This window comes from Variovorax sp. YR750, from assembly GCF_900109805.1.
Taxonomy (GTDB): domain Bacteria; phylum Pseudomonadota; class Gammaproteobacteria; order Burkholderiales; family Burkholderiaceae_C; genus Variovorax; species Variovorax gossypii.
Genome location: NZ_FOBJ01000004.1, coordinates 1 through 15,636, shown reverse-complemented (window position 1 = coordinate 15,636; position 15,636 = coordinate 1). Strand labels below are relative to the sequence as shown.

Annotated in this window: 14 protein-coding genes and 1 pseudogene; 5 read left to right on the top strand and 10 right to left on the bottom strand. The window is 63.7% G+C overall.

Translation table 11 applies throughout. The features are described from left to right. Positions 1-972: 972 nt before the first annotated feature. The 4 genes from BMY35_RS09275 to BMY35_RS09260 all read left to right on the top strand — a co-directional run bounded on the left by BMY35_RS09275 (position 973) and on the right by BMY35_RS09260 (position 4,075). Positions 973-1,533, top strand: a complete 561-nt coding sequence (locus tag BMY35_RS09275; protein ID WP_093197320.1) for an SMI1/KNR4 family protein — start codon at positions 973-975, stop codon at positions 1,531-1,533. A 63-nt stretch (positions 1,534-1,596) separates the two neighbouring features. Further along, positions 1,597-2,028, top strand: a complete 432-nt coding sequence (locus BMY35_RS09270) for an NIF family HAD-type phosphatase (protein ID WP_093197318.1) — start codon at positions 1,597-1,599, stop codon at positions 2,026-2,028. A 201-nt stretch (positions 2,029-2,229) separates the two neighbouring features. Next, entirely contained in the window at positions 2,230-3,186 is a 957-nt protein-coding gene (locus BMY35_RS09265) for a hypothetical protein (RefSeq protein WP_143080667.1), read from the top strand. Positions 3,187-3,529: 343 nt separating this feature from the next. Next, positions 3,530-4,075 (top strand): hypothetical protein, encoded by a 546-nt coding sequence (locus tag BMY35_RS09260; protein ID WP_143080666.1) that lies wholly within the window; start codon positions 3,530-3,532, stop codon positions 4,073-4,075. A gap of 110 nt (positions 4,076-4,185) precedes the next feature. Here the strand turns inward: BMY35_RS09260 and BMY35_RS37635 are convergent, their stop codons facing one another. Further along, complete coding sequence (locus tag BMY35_RS37635; RefSeq protein WP_143080665.1) at positions 4,186-4,755, bottom strand: hypothetical protein; 570 nt, start codon at positions 4,753-4,755, stop codon at positions 4,186-4,188. 859 nt (positions 4,756-5,614) lie between these two features. Beyond that, entirely contained in the window at positions 5,615-5,875 is a 261-nt protein-coding gene (locus tag BMY35_RS39090; protein WP_093198421.1) for a CPCC family cysteine-rich protein, read from the bottom strand. Positions 5,876-6,877: 1,002 nt separating this feature from the next. Between BMY35_RS39090 and BMY35_RS09240 the strand changes: the two genes are divergently transcribed. Beyond that, on the top strand, positions 6,878-7,273 hold the full coding sequence (locus BMY35_RS09240) for a hypothetical protein (RefSeq protein ID WP_093197304.1): 396 nt from the start codon (positions 6,878-6,880) through the stop codon (positions 7,271-7,273). Between the two features lie 170 nt (positions 7,274-7,443). On the opposite strand, the gene BMY35_RS09235 is transcribed toward BMY35_RS09240, so the two are convergent. The 8 genes and pseudogenes from BMY35_RS09235 to BMY35_RS37630 form a co-directional block, all read right to left on the bottom strand. After that, positions 7,444-8,340 carry an NAD(P)-dependent oxidoreductase gene (locus tag BMY35_RS09235; protein ID WP_093197301.1) on the bottom strand — a complete coding sequence of 299 codons (897 nt, stop codon included), beginning with the start codon at positions 8,338-8,340 and terminating at the stop codon, positions 7,444-7,446. A gap of 9 nt (positions 8,341-8,349) precedes the next feature. Then, a complete protein-coding gene (locus tag BMY35_RS09230) occupies positions 8,350-9,801 on the bottom strand; it encodes an aldehyde dehydrogenase family protein (RefSeq protein ID WP_093197299.1) in 1,452 nt (483 codons plus the stop codon). A gap of 24 nt (positions 9,802-9,825) precedes the next feature. Next, on the bottom strand, positions 9,826-11,247 hold the full coding sequence (locus tag BMY35_RS09225) for an amidase (protein WP_093197296.1): 1,422 nt from the start codon (positions 11,245-11,247) through the stop codon (positions 9,826-9,828). A 4-nt stretch (positions 11,248-11,251) separates the two neighbouring features. Continuing rightward, on the bottom strand, positions 11,252-12,745 hold the full coding sequence (locus tag BMY35_RS09220) for an ABC transporter substrate-binding protein (RefSeq protein WP_093197294.1): 1,494 nt from the start codon (positions 12,743-12,745) through the stop codon (positions 11,252-11,254). Between the two features lie 50 nt (positions 12,746-12,795). Next, positions 12,796-13,611 carry an ATP-binding cassette domain-containing protein gene (locus BMY35_RS09215; RefSeq protein ID WP_093197291.1) on the bottom strand — a complete coding sequence of 272 codons (816 nt, stop codon included), beginning with the start codon at positions 13,609-13,611 and terminating at the stop codon, positions 12,796-12,798. After that, positions 13,608-14,603, bottom strand: a complete 996-nt coding sequence (locus BMY35_RS09210) for an ABC transporter ATP-binding protein (RefSeq protein WP_093197289.1) — start codon at positions 14,601-14,603, stop codon at positions 13,608-13,610. The genes BMY35_RS09215 and BMY35_RS09210 overlap by 4 nt, the downstream gene beginning before the upstream one ends. A 5-nt stretch (positions 14,604-14,608) precedes the next feature. Beyond that, the gene (locus BMY35_RS09205) at positions 14,609-15,505 is read right to left on the bottom strand and encodes an ABC transporter permease (protein WP_093197286.1); all 897 of its coding nucleotides are present in this window, start codon (positions 15,503-15,505) and stop codon (positions 14,609-14,611) included. Then, a pseudogene (locus tag BMY35_RS37630) lies at positions 15,502-15,636 on the bottom strand (ABC transporter permease); the annotation flags it as partial. The pseudogene BMY35_RS37630 and the gene BMY35_RS09205, both read right to left, overlap by 4 nt.

The window sequence follows — 15,636 nt, the reverse complement described above, 5'->3', positions numbered from 1 at the left end:
CTCCGCGAATGTCCTCCGGCCTTCGGCCTCCCCCTTTATTTCGCTGCGCAAGGTACCCCATCGGCGTGAGCGTTTTGGAGCCGCTGTGGGCTGATATGGCTCGGGGCTCGCGAGGCCTGCGCGCGGCGTGTTGCGGAAGCTGCATTAGTTCGCAGTCTCCGTGACTTCGTGCTGTGGCAGCGGCTGCTTTGCCGGCTTCTTCTCTAGAGTGAATGCCCCTGTCACTCGATACCCCACCAAGGGGAACAGAAAGGCGCAATACACCAAGCCATCTCCGAGATGTTCGAAGGCTGCTTGCCTCGCGGCAGGTTGTCGGTGCGAAAGCAGCGATGCAGATGCGAGGTATCAAAAGGCGACGGCCGGGATGTAGCGAGCACCCCAGCCGTCTAACCAAGTTCGTGCAACTACCTTGGAAGGAACGCACAAAAATGGCTACCAAGACTATAGCCCGGCCAACTACGCCGGTAGCTTCCGAAGAAAACGCCCAAGACCCGGCGGATCTTCTTGAAAACACCCTCTCTCAGCTCGAAGCTCTACTGTGGGTCTGCCACGGGCAAGACATCGACTGGTGCAGCGGGGATGGGCCTCGACGATTGGACAACCTGCTCTGGCTTGCGGCTGAACTTGCTCGCAAGGCTGGTGAGCTGTTTCAACTGGGCGAGAGGGCGCGACGTGGGGCGCCTGAGACTGGCGGTTAGTGGCCGGTCTGCGGGCCGCGTTTCGCGGCCCGCCCTGGAGAGCGGGCTCTTTTGGGGTACGGCGGTTGAAGTCCTCGTGATGGAGTGCATTCGGTTCGGTTAAGGCTGCTTGTGGGGGCGGTGTCAGCGATGCGCTCCAGCTGATCGTCGAAAGACAACGCGAGCAGCTGCTTTGCAGCGATTGCTGTCAGTTGGTCACTCGTGTTGTACTCGCGTTATCGGCCAGAAGTGGTCCTTCGGGCCAAGCTTTCAACGAGAAGGGTTTGAGCTGAATATGAGAGATCGCTGGGAAAGAGTCGAAAGGGCCCTGGTGAATCTAGGTTGCCGAACCGAGATTGGACTCAATGCAGGGGCAACTCAGGATTCGATTCGGGATTTAGAGCGCCGTATCGGTGTCGAGCTTCCACAGTCGCTCAGAGAGGTCTTGCTGCAGCATGATGGCCAAGCAGCGAGCGGCACTGAATTGATCTTTGGTCAACAGATGCTCTCTGTTGGTGAGATTCGCTCCAACTGGGACGTGTGGCGATCAATCGACGAAGCCTCGATGAACGCGGATTGCGCTGACTTCATGTCATCGTTGCCAACGGGCGTCATCAAACCTCAGTACACCAACCCGAAGTGGATTCCGCTTACCCACGATTGGAGTGGCAACCACATCGGCCTTGACTTTGACCCGGACAGAGACGGCACGGCTGGTCAGGTAATCAGTTTTGGTAGAGACGAGGATCAGAAGCAGCTCAAGGCGAGCTCCTTCGACGAATTCTGGCGTCAACTTGCCAAGAGTTTGAATGCTGCAAGATGGAATGGCGAAAACTTGGACTGGGATGACATGTAGCTTGTCGCGCGATGATCTCAGTCGGCCAAGACCAAACTTTCCCGCAGTCGATTCAGAGTCCACATGAATAGCTATGTCCTTGCCCTCGATCTCGAAGGCACCTTGATCTCAAACGCGATGAGCCAGATACCGCGGCCAGGCCTGGCTGAGTTCCTGACTCGTTGCGCTGAGTTGTTCCCCCGCATCGTCATGTTCACCACAGTCAAGGAAGAGCGATTCCGAAAGATCGCGCGCCTATTGGTGGATGAGAAGGTCGCGCCCACCTGGTTTGCGGATATGGAGTACATCACCTGGCAGGGCGAGACCAAAGACCTTCAATTTGTCCCGGGCGTAGATCCCCACCAAGTATTGCTGGTCGACGACTTCGAGAAGTACGTTCATCCCGGCCAGGAAACGCAGTGGCTGCAAGTTGAACACTTCGACTACCCCTACAGCTCAGAGGATCGTGGTCTTGCCGAGGTGTTCGACGCATTGGCCGCGCGTATTGCTCGATGAACGCCGGCGCATTCAGCGGCGTGAATCGGCCACGAGCGGAAGCTCATCGATGTCGGGTATCGAGAGGCCTACCCGCGGCCCTCCCCAGAGCCATGCGCCAAGGGCGCGCCACTGCAGTCAGACAAAATGCGACTTCAGACCACAGGGGGGCGGAGTATGGCAAGAGGGTTCGGGGCAGAAATCGAGTCGCAGGTGCAGAGCATGCGGGCACGGATGCAGTTGGGCCATGTGGATGGAGTAGAGCTCTTCGAAACGAGCGTGCGCTTGGAGCAGCTTGGTCGCAGCCTACGAGGCATTGGTCCGGCGAGTGACCCGGAACTGTTCCGCCACTTCCCTGTCGCCGCTGTAGCGGTGCTTGAAAGCCACTTCAAAACGACGGTGGCATCCATCATCAATGCCGGCTCGCCGTATCTCGAGCGCGGGCTCGCATTGGCAAAGGATCGGCTGAAATCCGCAGTGGATGTCGTTCCGTTGCTTCACCGAAAGTCAGTGACGATTGGTGAGGTAGTAGCGCACGTCATTCCCTTCAACGCGGTCTCCAGTCTTGAGGCCGCGTTTCGCGCGCTTCTCGATGCAGATATCAAGATCTTAGTTGCAGAAGCACGCGACCCTTATCGCCTGCGGAATGGGCACGTAAGCGTCGCTGACACTCTGGTAGCTTCGGTAGATGACTTGTGGCGCGGGCTCGCACTTGCTTTCGAGAGGCGACACATCTTGGCGCATGAGGCAGCGACTAAGTTTGAGCTTTCGTTTGACGATGCGAAGTCCGCTGTCGATTCATGTGCCGCGTTCGTGAACGCGCTAGATGCCGTCATGTGGTCCACAGTCTGGAAAGACTTGCCGCTGACGCAGTACGAAATGAATGTCGAGGCTTGGTCTTGCTGCAAGGCTGAGCGACGAGCTCTCGCGACAGAAATCAGGGCAGCTTTGGCTGTGGCGACCCAGAAAGGGGAGCGCACACGATTCCGCGACTTGCATGCCGCGTGGAAGGAGTTCAACAAGCGATGGGTGGCCTGGGAGGATGAGTCCTTCGCCATGGGGTCCATTCGGCCGATGATTGCCGCCGGTTCTCGCGAACGGGCGCTGCGCGCAAGAAGGGAGGCCATTCAAGGTTGGTTGAGCCTGATGCGTCCTGCCGAATTGAAGTCAGATGAGTAACACCTAGCATAGCCGCAAGCGGCTTCTTGCCAAAGGTTCGGTGACCGCTTGCTGGCAATTCGATTCAGCCCGACTAACTTCCGGTGTGTGGGCTCGAGGCGACCATACGACGTTCTCGAAAGCGGACGCTTAGGATTGCGCCCGGTACGCTTGATTGACGGAAGCCAGCCATTGCACCGTACATTCAAGCAGGCTTCGCTGGCGATACTGCTGCTGTGTTTCGCCGGAAGAGCCCGGCGGGCGTATCTCGCATCGAAGGTCGATGCTCGCTCTTGGCCCCAGCCACGCCACAAGACATCCAAGGCTTGATCGTTTGACCGCCGCTTGAAGAGCCTCATTTGCCATGAACCATTTCCGCCACCTTCTTGTTCTTTTCGCCGCACTCACGTGCACACAGATCGGCGCTCAAACGGTGGGCGCAACGTCGCATGGGTCCATGGCCGAATCCAATGCCGCCGTGTTCAAAGCCTGCGCCGCCGCTCCAAAAACGAATGGCGCGTGTCCGCTCGATGCGGTCTTCGGCCTCTTCAAGCTCGCGCCCAACAACGACGTGCTGGACTTCAAGGCTTCGAACACCGTCCCTCGAACGGTCAACCAGAACTACGGCTGGATCCTGAAACTCAACCAGAAGTCCGGCAAGGTCCGCGTTCTCGAACGCATGACATTGCCGGAAACCCCGAAGACGTGGGGCACCGGTGGCCAGCCCCACGGTATGTCGGCGGATCGCAAGACCATCTCGCTGGACGTGACCCTGAACGTCTACGACGGCACCATTTCGAAGTCGTGGGACGTGGTCCGTGGCGATCCTGCCGGCCACTACCTGATAACCGCCTACGTCGAAGACTCCACGCCGGTGCAGTTCGAGTTCGATGTCGTTGATTCCAAATGACCGGCTGCCGCAAATCTGTGGGTTGAACTCGTTGCAGCTGCTTGGCTCAGCTTCGAGCGTCGGCTGCGCGCGAGCTTTTTGAGGCTCGGTTGGCCGATCAGCCCCGGCTTCTATGCGCGAATGCGGAATTCGATTTGAAAGATGACCTCGCCTGTTGCCTTGAGAGGCTCCAGCTTCGAGAGCGAATCGTACAAAGCCTGAAGGGTGGACTTTTCTGCGTTTCCTTGGCTCATGAGCTTGACCTCGCACTTTCCAGGATGGCAGTTGAATTGCACGATCACCGCCATCGGCGCCTTGTTTTTCTCGAGTTCGGGATAGGCGCGCGCTTCAACTGCCTTGATGAAGCCTGCCAGTTCCTCTACCTTCACGCGAGATTGAAGCTCCGGCTCTCCCACGAGGAGCGTGACGCCCGCGGTGGTGGTGCGATGCTCACCGAGCGGCCTCGGTACTGCGGGTACATATGTTCGGAATTGGCCAAGCGTTTCATAGGTCTTCCCATCGACCGGATTTTCATAGCGTGACTGAGCCACTGCGGCAATGCTGGCCAGCGCCGCAGAGGTGAGAAGGCCTCGTAGAAGGAAGCGATGCATTTCTTTGCGCCTGATGTTTGCCGTGAACAGCTTGACCGACTGGATCCAGCGGCGTGCCGATGTCCTGTCGGCCGCACAGAGGTCAATCACGAGAAGCTCCAAAGTCTCGACGCAATGGTTTCCGACGCTGGACAGATATGTGCACCGAACGACTCCTCCGCAACGAGTGCGCCGCCTTTGTAGGTACAAAACATCTCCGGCGTTCGAAGCCATTGCAGACGTCCACTCAGAAAGTAGCTGGTGGCGCCGGAGGTCATGGGAGCTGCGCTACCGATGAAGCGAAACCACGAATACCGACATCCGCTGTAACCGGTAGGTACGGTTCTCGGCATCGCAACCCACTCGATCTCGCCTTCGGACCGAGTCCGCGTAGGCATGGCCGGAAGAGCCTCGGGGCACTGCCGAGTTGCCGCACGCGAGAAACCCAGGACTCGGATGCCAACCAGATCCTCAGAGCCGAGCTGCAGCTCTGTTCCGACAGGGTATTTGAAGATCGAAAGTGATCGATAGCTCGGTTCACAGGCCGGTCCCGTTGCGGCCTCCAAGAAGGTGAACTCTCTCGACACGGGAAGACCTGCATATGTGCTTTCCAGGATCCGAACGCGCAGACCTGCCATCGTCGCCGCAGGTCGCACCCCCTGCGCGCTTACCGTGACGGACTCCTCTGCGAGAACGACTGCCCAGAATCTGTAGCGCCCATTGATACTCTCAAAGAACTCGGCCCGAAGGGTTGGGTCACTGGGGGGCGAGCATGCTATGGACGAAGCGCCGAAAGTCAATAAGGAACATGCAAGACCGGACGATATTGCTCTTGAGCGCATGGGCGACCTTGATGCTGGGGGAAGAGAGTCGATGTCTGTTCCGGGCGAACTTTGCCTGACGCAGCGATTGGCTGATTCTGGCCGAATTTTGCCCGCCGGCGCGACCGGCTGGTTGTGGCCGCAAGGCGTCACGGTAGCTCGAAAGAGTATGGTTGCCGAACATACTGCACGCTTCGCTCATCGCAGGCGCCCACAGATCTGTAGTTAGCCCTGGCCTGAGCCAGACTGAGACTGCGGTTTGGGCCGCCCCGAGCGACAAACACGTCCAGTTCGTCTTGCCCGTCATCCTCCCAGAAGCACACCGGGCATATCTCGTATGCGCCTCGCTCCAGAAGAGTGAAGCAAGAGCAGCATGGACAGGATTGCGCAGATTTTTCCTTGAAAGGCACGCTCACAAATCGAATCCCTGTAGTGAACGGCGGATTTTGGCCGACTGAGGCCTCAGAGTTCTATTTGTCGATGCCGGCCGCATCACTGTCCCCGCATCTGGACTTGGTGACCCAGCCTTTCATCAGAGCACCGACAGCCAAGAAGAACAAGAGACAGACACCACTCGGCAGCGCAACGATGATGAAGCTCATCATTGCCTGAAACTCGAGAGTGCTCGCGATAGCCAGGTCACCAGGCGGCAGGGACCTGGCATGGAGCACGTAAGCAACGCACGCGAAAAAGGTTGCGACGCTCCAAACAGACAGCACTTTGGTTAGGCTTGGCCAAGAAAACATGACTTGTGAGATTGTGCCGTCCCCAGCCTGTGAGTCAGCCCGCGAAATCACGCGACCGCTTCTGACCGAATTGTGCCGGCGAGCGTGACTAGTTAGCTCTGGCCGACTCGAGCCGCACGCGTGACTCGCCCTGAAGTCGGGGCCTCAACCATTCGCGTGCCGATGTACTGGAGCGAAGGCCTGCGATTCGAGGTGTGGGAAGGGCCGAGATTCAGCGGAAACGTGGGTTACGTCTGCGCGGAAATCAACGGGCCGTTTACAAGCGCCGTACGCACGACACAGCGCAATACAAGCAACTGCACCGTGGCCTTCATAGTGCTCTTCCGCCGTCGCCGGCGCGTTGCTACGGAGTTTGCGTAAGCCACCCCACAACGCCCTTCGGCCACCTTGCCGGAGGGCCATCGGAGCACAAGTCGTGTCGTCGCCGAAAAAGAACGCCGCCTTCCTCGTCTCGATCTCGGGCCACCACCTCCCGGCATGGCTGTGGAGCGCAGGAAGAAGCAGGCCTCGTTCGCGTGCACCGGCCGGATCCAGCGCTCAGAGATGTAGCGCTTTTTGGTTAATGCCATGTAACGCCATCGGGCGTTACCGACAGGCCAACCAGGCGCTTGAACGCACGCGCAGGGCTGAACGCACGCCGACTGCGCGACGTCAGAGGGGCATGTCATGTTCACACGATACGTCGTCCGCACGCTGCTTTGCATTGCCGCCGTGCCGGCCATCTCCGAGGAGTCCGCACCCATCCATGGCCGGGTGTTTCTGACCAAAGCCGAGGTAGAGACCACCTTGATCGGCAAGCCCATCGTTTCAAGCAATCTTTCGACCGGCATGGTGTCGCGCTGGCAGTTCTATTCGGATGGCCGCGTCGACTTTGTCAATCAAAGCGGGCCCGGCAAGGCGTCGGGCAAGTGGGTTCTCAACTCCGACGGCTCGATGTGCGTGACGATGATTTCTCGAACCGGCTGCCGCTACTGGTTCAGGAACGAAAAGGACGGTGGCATTGCGAATGCCCAAACCAGGGAGCCGAATGCGCCTACCGTGGCTGAGATACGGTTTGAGTGATGGTGCGAGATTGGGTGCTTCGAGCTGGGATGGACGAGGTCCGGCAAATGTTCAGTGTTGCGCCCGCGCATATCCATCCGCAATCCGCCGCAGCGGTCGAACCACGAACTTCATAGCCGCACGCGCCCCGAACAGCGAGCGGCCCGCACAGAGCAAGTGCGGGCAAGAGATCAGCGCAACGCTTCAACCAGATCGAGCACCATCCGGTCCCCACCGAACTTCTCGACCCCATGAGTCAGCAGCGCATCCACGGCCTGCGCAATGCCATGGCTCGAAGAAGACTGCTCCGCCATGTCGTTGTAGTACCCCAGGTCCTTCTTCGCATTCGCCATCGAGAACTTCAGCGAATCGGTGCTGCCGGTCAGCAGCTTGGGCTTGACGCGTTCCAGCGCCACGCCGTTGCCGCCGCCCTTGGCGAGCACGTCGACGAACACGTCGGGCTTCACGCCGGCGCGCTCCGCGCAGGCGGCCGCCTCGCACAGCAGCGCCACAGTGCCCAGCGAGACGAAGTTGTGCAGCAGCTTCATCGCATGGCCTGCACCGATGCCGCCCACGTGTGTGATGTTCTCGGCGAAGCAGCGCAGCAGCGGCAGGCACGAGGCCAGCACTTGCTCATCGCCGCCCACCAGCAGGTTCAGCCGGCCTTCGGCGGCTTCCTTCGCGGTGCGGGTCATGGGCGCGTCGATGAACTTGCCGCCCTTGGCGCTCACGGCTTCGGCCACCTTGGCTGTGGAGGCGGGAACGGCCGTCGAGCAGTCGATCACCACGGTGCCGGGGCGCAGCGTGGTCAGTGCGCCGCTGTCGCCGAGCATCACGGCCTCGACCTGCGGGGTACCGGTGACGCACAGGATCAGCACATCGACCTGCGCGGCCAACGCGGCCACGTCTTTCACCGAGGTGGCGCCGGCCTTCAGCAGGCCGTCGATGGGCTGGTTGCCCGCGTGCTCCAGCACGGTGAGCTGGTGGCCGTGCTTGACGATGTTGCTGGCGATGCCGTGGCCCATGAGGCCTACGCCGACGAGGCCGACCTTGCGCGGCGCTTGCTGCTGTTCAGTGGTGGTTGTCATGTGTTGTCTTCATCCGTGCTTGATGGCGATGGTCTTGAGGGTCGTGAATCCGAGCAGGGCCTCGAAGCCCTTCTCGCGGCCGAAGCCGCTGGATTTCACGCCGCCGAAAGGCAGTTCTACACCACCCGCCGCACCGTAATTGTTGACGAAGACCTGGCCGCAATGCAGCTTGTGCGCCATGCGCAGCTGGCGCGCGCCGTCGCGGGTCCACACGCCGGCCACCAGGCCGAAGTCCGTGCCGTTGGCCAGGCGCACCGCCTCGGCTTCATCAGCGAAGGGCGTCACAGCCAGCACCGGGCCGAAGATCTCGCGCTGCGCGATGTCGCTCTCGTGCGGCACGTCGCGGAACAGCACGGCCTCCTGGTAGTAGCCGGTGGACGAAGCGTTGGGCGACACCGTGCCGCGTGCCGCCACCTTCAGGCCGGCGGCCTCGGCGGTCGCGACCATGTCGCGCACCTGGCGGAACTGCTTTTCGTTGATGAGCGGGCCCATGTCCAGGTCTTCGGCGGGCGTGCCCGCACGCACGGCGGTGAAGCGCTTGGCGAGGCGCTGCACCACTTCTTCATAGACCGACTGTTCCACCAGCACGCGACTGCCCGCCGAGCAGGTCTGGCCGGCGTTCTGGATGATGGCGTTGAGCAGCACCGGCTCGGCCGCGTCGAGGTCGGCATCGGCGAACACGATCTGCGGCGACTTGCCGCCGAGTTCGAGCGTCACCGGGCAGTGGCGTTCGGCCGCGGCCAGGCCCACGCTGCGGCCGGTCATGGTCGAGCCGGTGAACGAGATGTGGTCGATGCCCGGGTGCGCGCACAGCGCTGCGCCGGCTTCCTTGCCGTAGCCCGTCACCACGTTGAGCGCGCCGGCCGGAAAGCCCACCTCGGTCGCGATCTCGGCCAGGCGCAGCAGCGAGAGGCTCGCGTCTTCCGCCGGCTTCACCACGCAGGCATTGCCTGCGGCGAGCGATGCGCCCACGCTGCGGCCCGCGATCTGCATCGGGTAGTTCCAGGGAATGATGTGGCCCGTCACGCCGTGCGGCACGCGCACCGTCAGCACGGTGTAGCCGCGCTCGTAGGGCAGGGTGTCGCCGTGCAGCTTGTCGCAGGCACCGGCGTAGTACTCCATATAGCGGGCCAGCGCGGTGGCGTCGTTGCGCGCCACGCGCAGTGCCTTGCCGGTGTCGCGCGCCTCGAGCTGGGCCAGCTCCTCGTGGTGCTCCATGACGGCTGCCCCGAGCTTGGCCAGCAGGCGGCCGCGCTGCAGCGCGGTCAGGCCGCCCCAGGGGCCGTCGAAGTTCTCCCCCATGGCCTGGCGTGCGGCGCGCACGGCGGTGTCGATGTCTGCGGCGGTGCCGCGTGCGATCTCGCCGAACTTGCTGCCATCGCTCGGGTCGATCACGTCGATGGTGGCGTTGCCTTCGGACTGCACGTGGCGTCCGTCGATGTAGTGAGCTGCTGCGTTCATGGTGTCTTGTCTCCTAGGGGGCGGTCAACGGGTCGCGTTGGGTTCCGGCCAGGGTTTCTGCGTTTCGCGGATCTGCTCGAAGGCGCGGCTGAACTGCAGCACGCCCAGGTCGTCGAAGCGGCGACCGGCAATCTGCAGGCCGATGGGCAAGCCTTCGGCCGAGTAGCCGCAGTTGATCGAGGCAGCGGGCTGCTCCGACATGTTGTAGGGCACGGTGAAGCCGATGTGCTCCAGCGGCAGCATCGGATCGTTGGTCGGCGAGGCGTGGTCGGCCGGCGCGGGCATGTTGGGCGACACCGGCGAGATCACGAAGTCGTAGGCCTTGGTCGCGGCGATGGCGGCGGCGCGCGTGGCGACGAACTCGCTGTAGGCCTCGAAGATGTGCGCACCCGAGAAGCCGGCCGCGCTCTCGGCCCATTCGCGGATGTACGGCAGGATCTTCGCGCGCTTCTCCGGCGCCATCGCCTGGATGTCGATGCACGAGCGCATGCGCCAGAAGTGGTCCATGCCCTTGAGCATCTTCGGGGTCATGAAGGCCGGGATTTCCTCGACGTGCGCGCCGGCAGCCTCGATGCGCTTCGCCGCGCGGCGCACGGCTTCGGCGATCTGCGGGTCCAGTGGCAGGCCGCAGCCCGCGTCCATGTGCAGCGCCACGCGCTTGCCCTTGATGAACGACGGATCGACCTCGAAGGCATTCCAGTCGATGACGGGCGGCGGCAGTTCCGAATAGTCGCGGTCGTCGGGCTGCGCGACCGAAGCCATCATCAGCGCCGAATCGGCCACGGTGCGGGTCATCGGGCCGGCGCAGCGGCCCATGTAGGGCGAGCTCAGCGGAATGCGACCGAAGCTGGGCTTGAGCGTGTAGATGCCGCACCAGCTCGCCGGCAGGCGCAGCGAGCCGCCGATGTCGGTGCCCACGTGCAGCGGGCCGTAGCCGGCGGCGGCAGCAGCACCGGCGCCAGCGCTGGAACCGCCGGGCGTGCGCGACAGGTCCCACGGATTGCGCGAGAGCTCATGAAAGCTCGACAGCCCCGACGACAGCATGCCCAGGTCGGGCATGGTGGTCTTGGCCACCAGCACCGTGCCGTCTTCCTTCAGGCGCGCGGCGGGTGGCGAGTCGTAGCTCATCGGCACGAGGTCGTAGGCGGCGGTGCCCAGCGGCATCGCATCGCCCTCGGTCGCGAGGTTGTCCTTGATGGTCACGGGCACGCCGTCGAGCGTGCCGAGCGGCTTGCCGGCCAGCCAGCGTGCCTCGGAGGCGCGGGCCTGTTCCAGCGCCAGTTCGGGGCGGAAGAGCCAGGTGGCATGCAGCTCGGGCTCGTACGCCGCGATGCGCTCGTTCACCGAGCGCGCCACTTCCACCGGCGAGAGTTCCTTGGAGGCATAGGCCGCGTGCAGCTCCTGCACGCCCAGGGAATACAGGGGCTTCGATGTCGACGTGCTCATCGCATCAACCCCACGAGATCGCGGCCAGGTCGTTCACCACGATCGGCATGCTCGGCCACAGGCCTTTCACTTCCTTGCGCGCGATGGTCGGGAACACCGCCTGGTACAGGAAGCCGTTGACCGCGTCGGTCGCCAGCATGCGCTGTGCATCGGCCAGCAGGTCGGCGCGGCGCTTCTTGTTCTCCTCGTTCTGGATGGTGACGAACAGGTCGCGGAACTTCTTCGAGTCGTAGCCCCAGTAGTAGTCGGGCTCGGTGTACTTCACCAGGTCGAAGGGCTCCACGTGCGCGACCATGGTCAGGTCGAAGTCGTGCGCACCGCCGAAGGTGCCGCTGAGCCATTGGGCCCATTCCACGTTCTGGATCTTCACGTTGATGCCGATCTGCGCGAGCTGCGCGGCGATCACCTCGCCACCCTGCCGGGCGTAGGAGGGCGGGGGCAGCTGCAGGCGCAGTTCGAGCGGCGTCTTCACGCCGGCCTCGGCCAGCAGCTTCTTGGCCTTCTCCACGTCGAAGGGGTTCATCGCGGTGGTGTCGATGAAGCCCGGCGCGCCCAGCGCGTAGTGGCTGCCGATGGGCCTGCCGAAGCCGTCGGCCGCGCCCTGGATGATCGCGTTGCGGTCGATGGCCGCCAGGATCGCGCGGCGCACGCGCACGTCGTCCAGCGGCTTCTTGCGGTTGTTGATGGTCAGGATCACCTTGCCGCGCGTGCCCACCTCGATCACCTGGAAGCGCGCGTTGCCCTTGAACTGGCTCACCGAGCGCGTGCCCGCGCGCGGGAAGATGTCGATGTCGTTCGAGAGCAGCGCGGCGGTCTGCGCGGCCGTGTCCGACATGAAGCGGAAGACGAACTTCTCGGTCTTCGCGAGGCTGGGGTCGCGGTAGGTCGGCGACTTCACCAGCGTGCACGAGGCGCCGCGCTGCCATGCGCTCAACTTGTAGGGGCCGGTGCCCACGGGCGCGGTGGCGTTGGTCTCGGCGCTCTTGGGCTCCACGATGCAGGCGGTCGACTGGCCGAGCATGAAGGGCAGGTCGGGGTTCGACAGCGTGCTGTTGACGCCCACCGTGTGCTCGTCGAGCACGACGGTGCCGATCTCGCTGAAGAAGCGCTTGTCCTTGTTCGTGCTCTTGGCGCCGCCCGCGCGGTCGAAGGAGAACTTCACCGTGTTCGCGTTGAAGGGCTGTCCGTTCTCGAAGCGCACGCCCTTGCGCAGCTTGAAGACGAAGGTCTTCATGTCGGGCGAGGACGACCAGCTCTCCGCCAGCATCGGCGTGACCGAGCCGTCGGCGTTCACCTTGGTGAGCGTCTCGAAGATGTTGTACTGCGTGATTTCCGCGATGGCCGATGCGGCGCCGCTCGTCGGGTCCAGGCCCGGCGGTTCGAGCGGCATGCCGATCGTCAGCGTGTTCTTGCCGGCCTGCGCACGGGCCTGGGGCAGGAAGACACCCGGGATTGCCGCGGCCATGGCGGAAGTCATGAGTGTGCGTCGCTTCAACATTCGATAGTTCCTGGAGGTGAGTGTGGAAAGGGAAGGAAGGCCCGGCCCGGCTAACGGGAGGGCGTATGCAGGACGGCGGAAAGCAGGGTGCGCGTGTACTCGTGCTGCGCGTGCTCGAACAGGTCGGCCGGTCGGCCGCGCTCCACGATGCGGCCCTTGAAGACCACGCAGACCTCGTCGCACAGGTGGTTGACCACCGCGAGGTCGTGGCTGATGAGCAGGTAGCTGATGCCGAACTGCTGCTGCAGGTCCTGCATGAGGTTGAGCACCTGGGCCTGCACCGACACGTCGAGCGCGCTCACGGGCTCGTCGGCCACGATGAGCTTGGGGCGCGTGATGAGCGCGCGCGCGATGGCGATGCGCTGGCGCTGGCCGCCGGAGAACTCGTGCGGGTACTTGTCGAGATCGGTGGTGCGCAGGCCCACTGCGGCCAGCGTTTCGCTGGCGCGCTCGCGCTGCTCAGCACGGCTCGTTGCGGCCAGTGCTTCCAAGGGCTCGGCGACGATGCGCGCGACGGTCTGGCGTGGGTCGAGCGAGCCGTAAGGGTCCTGGAACACCATCTGGAAGTCGCGCCGCGCCACGCGCAGCTCTTCCTTCGACAGCGCGTGCAGGTTGCGGCCTTCGAGCGAGACAGTGCCCGAGGTGGGCGTGTCGAGCGCCATCACAAGGCGCGCGATGGTCGACTTGCCCGAGCCGGACTCGCCGACGATGCCCATGCTCTGGCCGGCCTGCACCTCGAAGCTCACGCCGTTGAGCGCCTTCACGGTCGGCGGCGGGCCGAAGAGCTTCTCGCGCGGCAGCGCGTAGTGGCGATAGAGGTTGTTCACGGCCAGCAGGGGCTGGCGGGCGGTGGCTGACTGGCTCATGCGGCGGCGGCCCTGGCGTTCGATGCGGCGATCTCGCCCAGCCGCAGGCAGCGCACCGTGTGGTTGTTCGGCAGCAGCGTCTCGCGCGGCTTCGTGCTCTGGCACAGGTCGATGGTGTGCGCGCAGCGGCCGGCAAATGCACAGCCGCGGGGCATGTCGACCAGTTCCGGAACGCTGCCCTTGATGGTGGGCAGCCGGCCGGCGCGCACCGCGCCGAGTGCGGGGCGTGCCGCGAACAGGCCACGGGTGTAGGGATGGGCGCGGCTGGCGAAGACGGCGTCGGTCGGTCCGCTTTCCACCGCACTGCCGCCGTACATCACGAGCATGCGCTTCACGCTGCTGGCGATCACGCCGAGGTCGTGGGAGATCAGGATCAGCGCCATGCCCATTTCCTTGACCAGGCCCTGGATCAGGTCGAGCACCTGCTTCTGGATGGTTACGTCGAGCGCGGTAGTGGGTTCGTCGGCGATCAGCAGGTCGGGACCGCAGGCAAGCGCCATCGCGATGCCGATGCGCTGGCGCTGGCCGCCGGAGAACTGGTGCGGGTACGCATCGAGGCGCGAGGCCGCGTCGGGAATGCCCACCCGCTCGAGCAGGTTCAGCGCCTCCTTGCGGGCCTGTTCCTTGGTCAGGCCGCGATGCAGCCGCAGCGGCTCGCCCACCTGGCGCGCGATGGTGTGCACCGGGTTCAGGGCCGTCATCGGCTCCTGGAAGATCATGCCGATGCGGTTGCCGCGGATCTCGCACATCTTCTTTTCGGGAAGGCCGACCAGCTCCTGCCCGTCGAGCTTGATGCTGCCCGCGACCTTGGCGCTGGAGGGCAGCAGGCCCATCAGCGACATCACGGTGATCGACTTGCCGCAGCCGGATTCGCCGACGATGCCCAGCGTCTCGCCGCGTTCCAGCGAGAACGAGATGCCGCGCACGGCCTGCGCCGGCCCGCGCTGGGTCTGCAGGCCGATCTGGAGGTTGTTGACTTCGAGGAGTGGCATATCGCTTAGCGGGCGCGTGCGAGGCGCGGATCGAGCAGGTCGCGCAGGCCGTCGCCGAGCATGTTCAGGCCGAGCACCGCGAGCGCGATGGCCATGCCGGGGAAGACGGCCAGCAGCGGCTGCTGGAACATGAGGGTCTGCGCTTCACTGAGCATGCGGCCCCACGAAGGTTGCGGCGGCTGTGTGCCCAGGCCCAGGTAGGAGAGGGCGGCTTCAGCGAGGATGGCGATGGCGAAGCGGATGGTGATCTGCACGATCAGCACGGCCGAGATGTTCGGCAGCACGTGCTGCATGGTGATCGAGAAGCTGCCCTTGCCGCAGGCGCGCGCGGCGGCGACGTACTCGCGCGACCAAATCGCATTGGCCGACGCCCGCGTGATGCGCGCGAAGGTCGGGATGTTGTAGATGCCGATGGCCACGATGGCATTCACGATGCCCGCGCCGAAGACGGCCGTCATCATGATGGCTGACAGGATTGCGGGAAAGGCCAGCGTGAAGTCGGACAGCCGCATCACCGCTTCCTCGACCCAGCCGCGCTTGGCGGCAGCGAGCAGGCCCAGGGCGGTGCCGACCACGAGGCCGATGCCGACCGCGATCACGCCGACCAGGATGGACGCGCGCGCACCAACCAGCAGCAGCGAGGCCACGTCGCGGCCGAAGGCATCGGTGCCGAGCCAGTGCGAGCCGGAGGGCGCCTGCAGCTTGTTCGCCATGTCCATGCCGTAGGGCGAGTACGGCGTCCACAGATAGGACAGCAGCGCGGCCAGCACCAGCAGCGCGGCGAGCACGCCGCCGATGCAGAAGCTGCGATGGCGCAGCGCGCGGTGCCAGAAGCCGGGGGCTTTCAGTGCCACGCCGGTGGCGGCGGGCAGCGCGCCGGAGGTCGGGTTGATGGCGCTCATATGTCGCTGGCCTTGATGCGCGGGTCGATGACGGCATAGAGCACGTCGACCACGAAGTTCACGATGACCACCATGGCCGCCAGCAGCATCACGCAGTTGCGCACCACGATCAGGTCGCGGTTGCTGATGGC

Bases quoted from the DNA above. Each gene is read 5' to 3' on its own strand.
- BMY35_RS09275 (WP_093197320.1), top strand. From the start codon at position 973: ATGAGAGATCGCTGGGAAAGAGTCGAAAGGGCCCTGGTGAATCTAGGT.
- BMY35_RS09270 (WP_093197318.1), top strand. From the start codon at position 1,597: ATGAATAGCTATGTCCTTGCCCTCGATCTCGAAGGCACCTTGATCTCA.
- BMY35_RS09265 (WP_143080667.1), top strand. From the start codon at position 2,230: ATGCGGGCACGGATGCAGTTGGGCCATGTGGATGGAGTAGAGCTCTTC.
- BMY35_RS09260 (WP_143080666.1), top strand. From the start codon at position 3,530: ATGAACCATTTCCGCCACCTTCTTGTTCTTTTCGCCGCACTCACGTGC.
- BMY35_RS09240 (WP_093197304.1), top strand. From the start codon at position 6,878: ATGTTCACACGATACGTCGTCCGCACGCTGCTTTGCATTGCCGCCGTG.
- BMY35_RS09235 (WP_093197301.1), bottom strand. From the start codon at position 8,340: ATGACAACCACCACTGAACAGCAGCAAGCGCCGCGCAAGGTCGGCCTC.
- BMY35_RS09230 (WP_093197299.1), bottom strand. From the start codon at position 9,801: ATGAACGCAGCAGCTCACTACATCGACGGACGCCACGTGCAGTCCGAA.
- BMY35_RS09225 (WP_093197296.1), bottom strand. From the start codon at position 11,247: ATGAGCACGTCGACATCGAAGCCCCTGTATTCCCTGGGCGTGCAGGAG.
- BMY35_RS09220 (WP_093197294.1), bottom strand. From the start codon at position 12,745: ATGTTGAAGCGACGCACACTCATGACTTCCGCCATGGCCGCGGCAATC.
- BMY35_RS09215 (WP_093197291.1), bottom strand. From the start codon at position 13,611: ATGAGCCAGTCAGCCACCGCCCGCCAGCCCCTGCTGGCCGTGAACAAC.
- BMY35_RS09210 (WP_093197289.1), bottom strand. From the start codon at position 14,603: ATGCCACTCCTCGAAGTCAACAACCTCCAGATCGGCCTGCAGACCCAG.
- BMY35_RS09205 (WP_093197286.1), bottom strand. From the start codon at position 15,505: ATGAGCGCCATCAACCCGACCTCCGGCGCGCTGCCCGCCGCCACCGGC.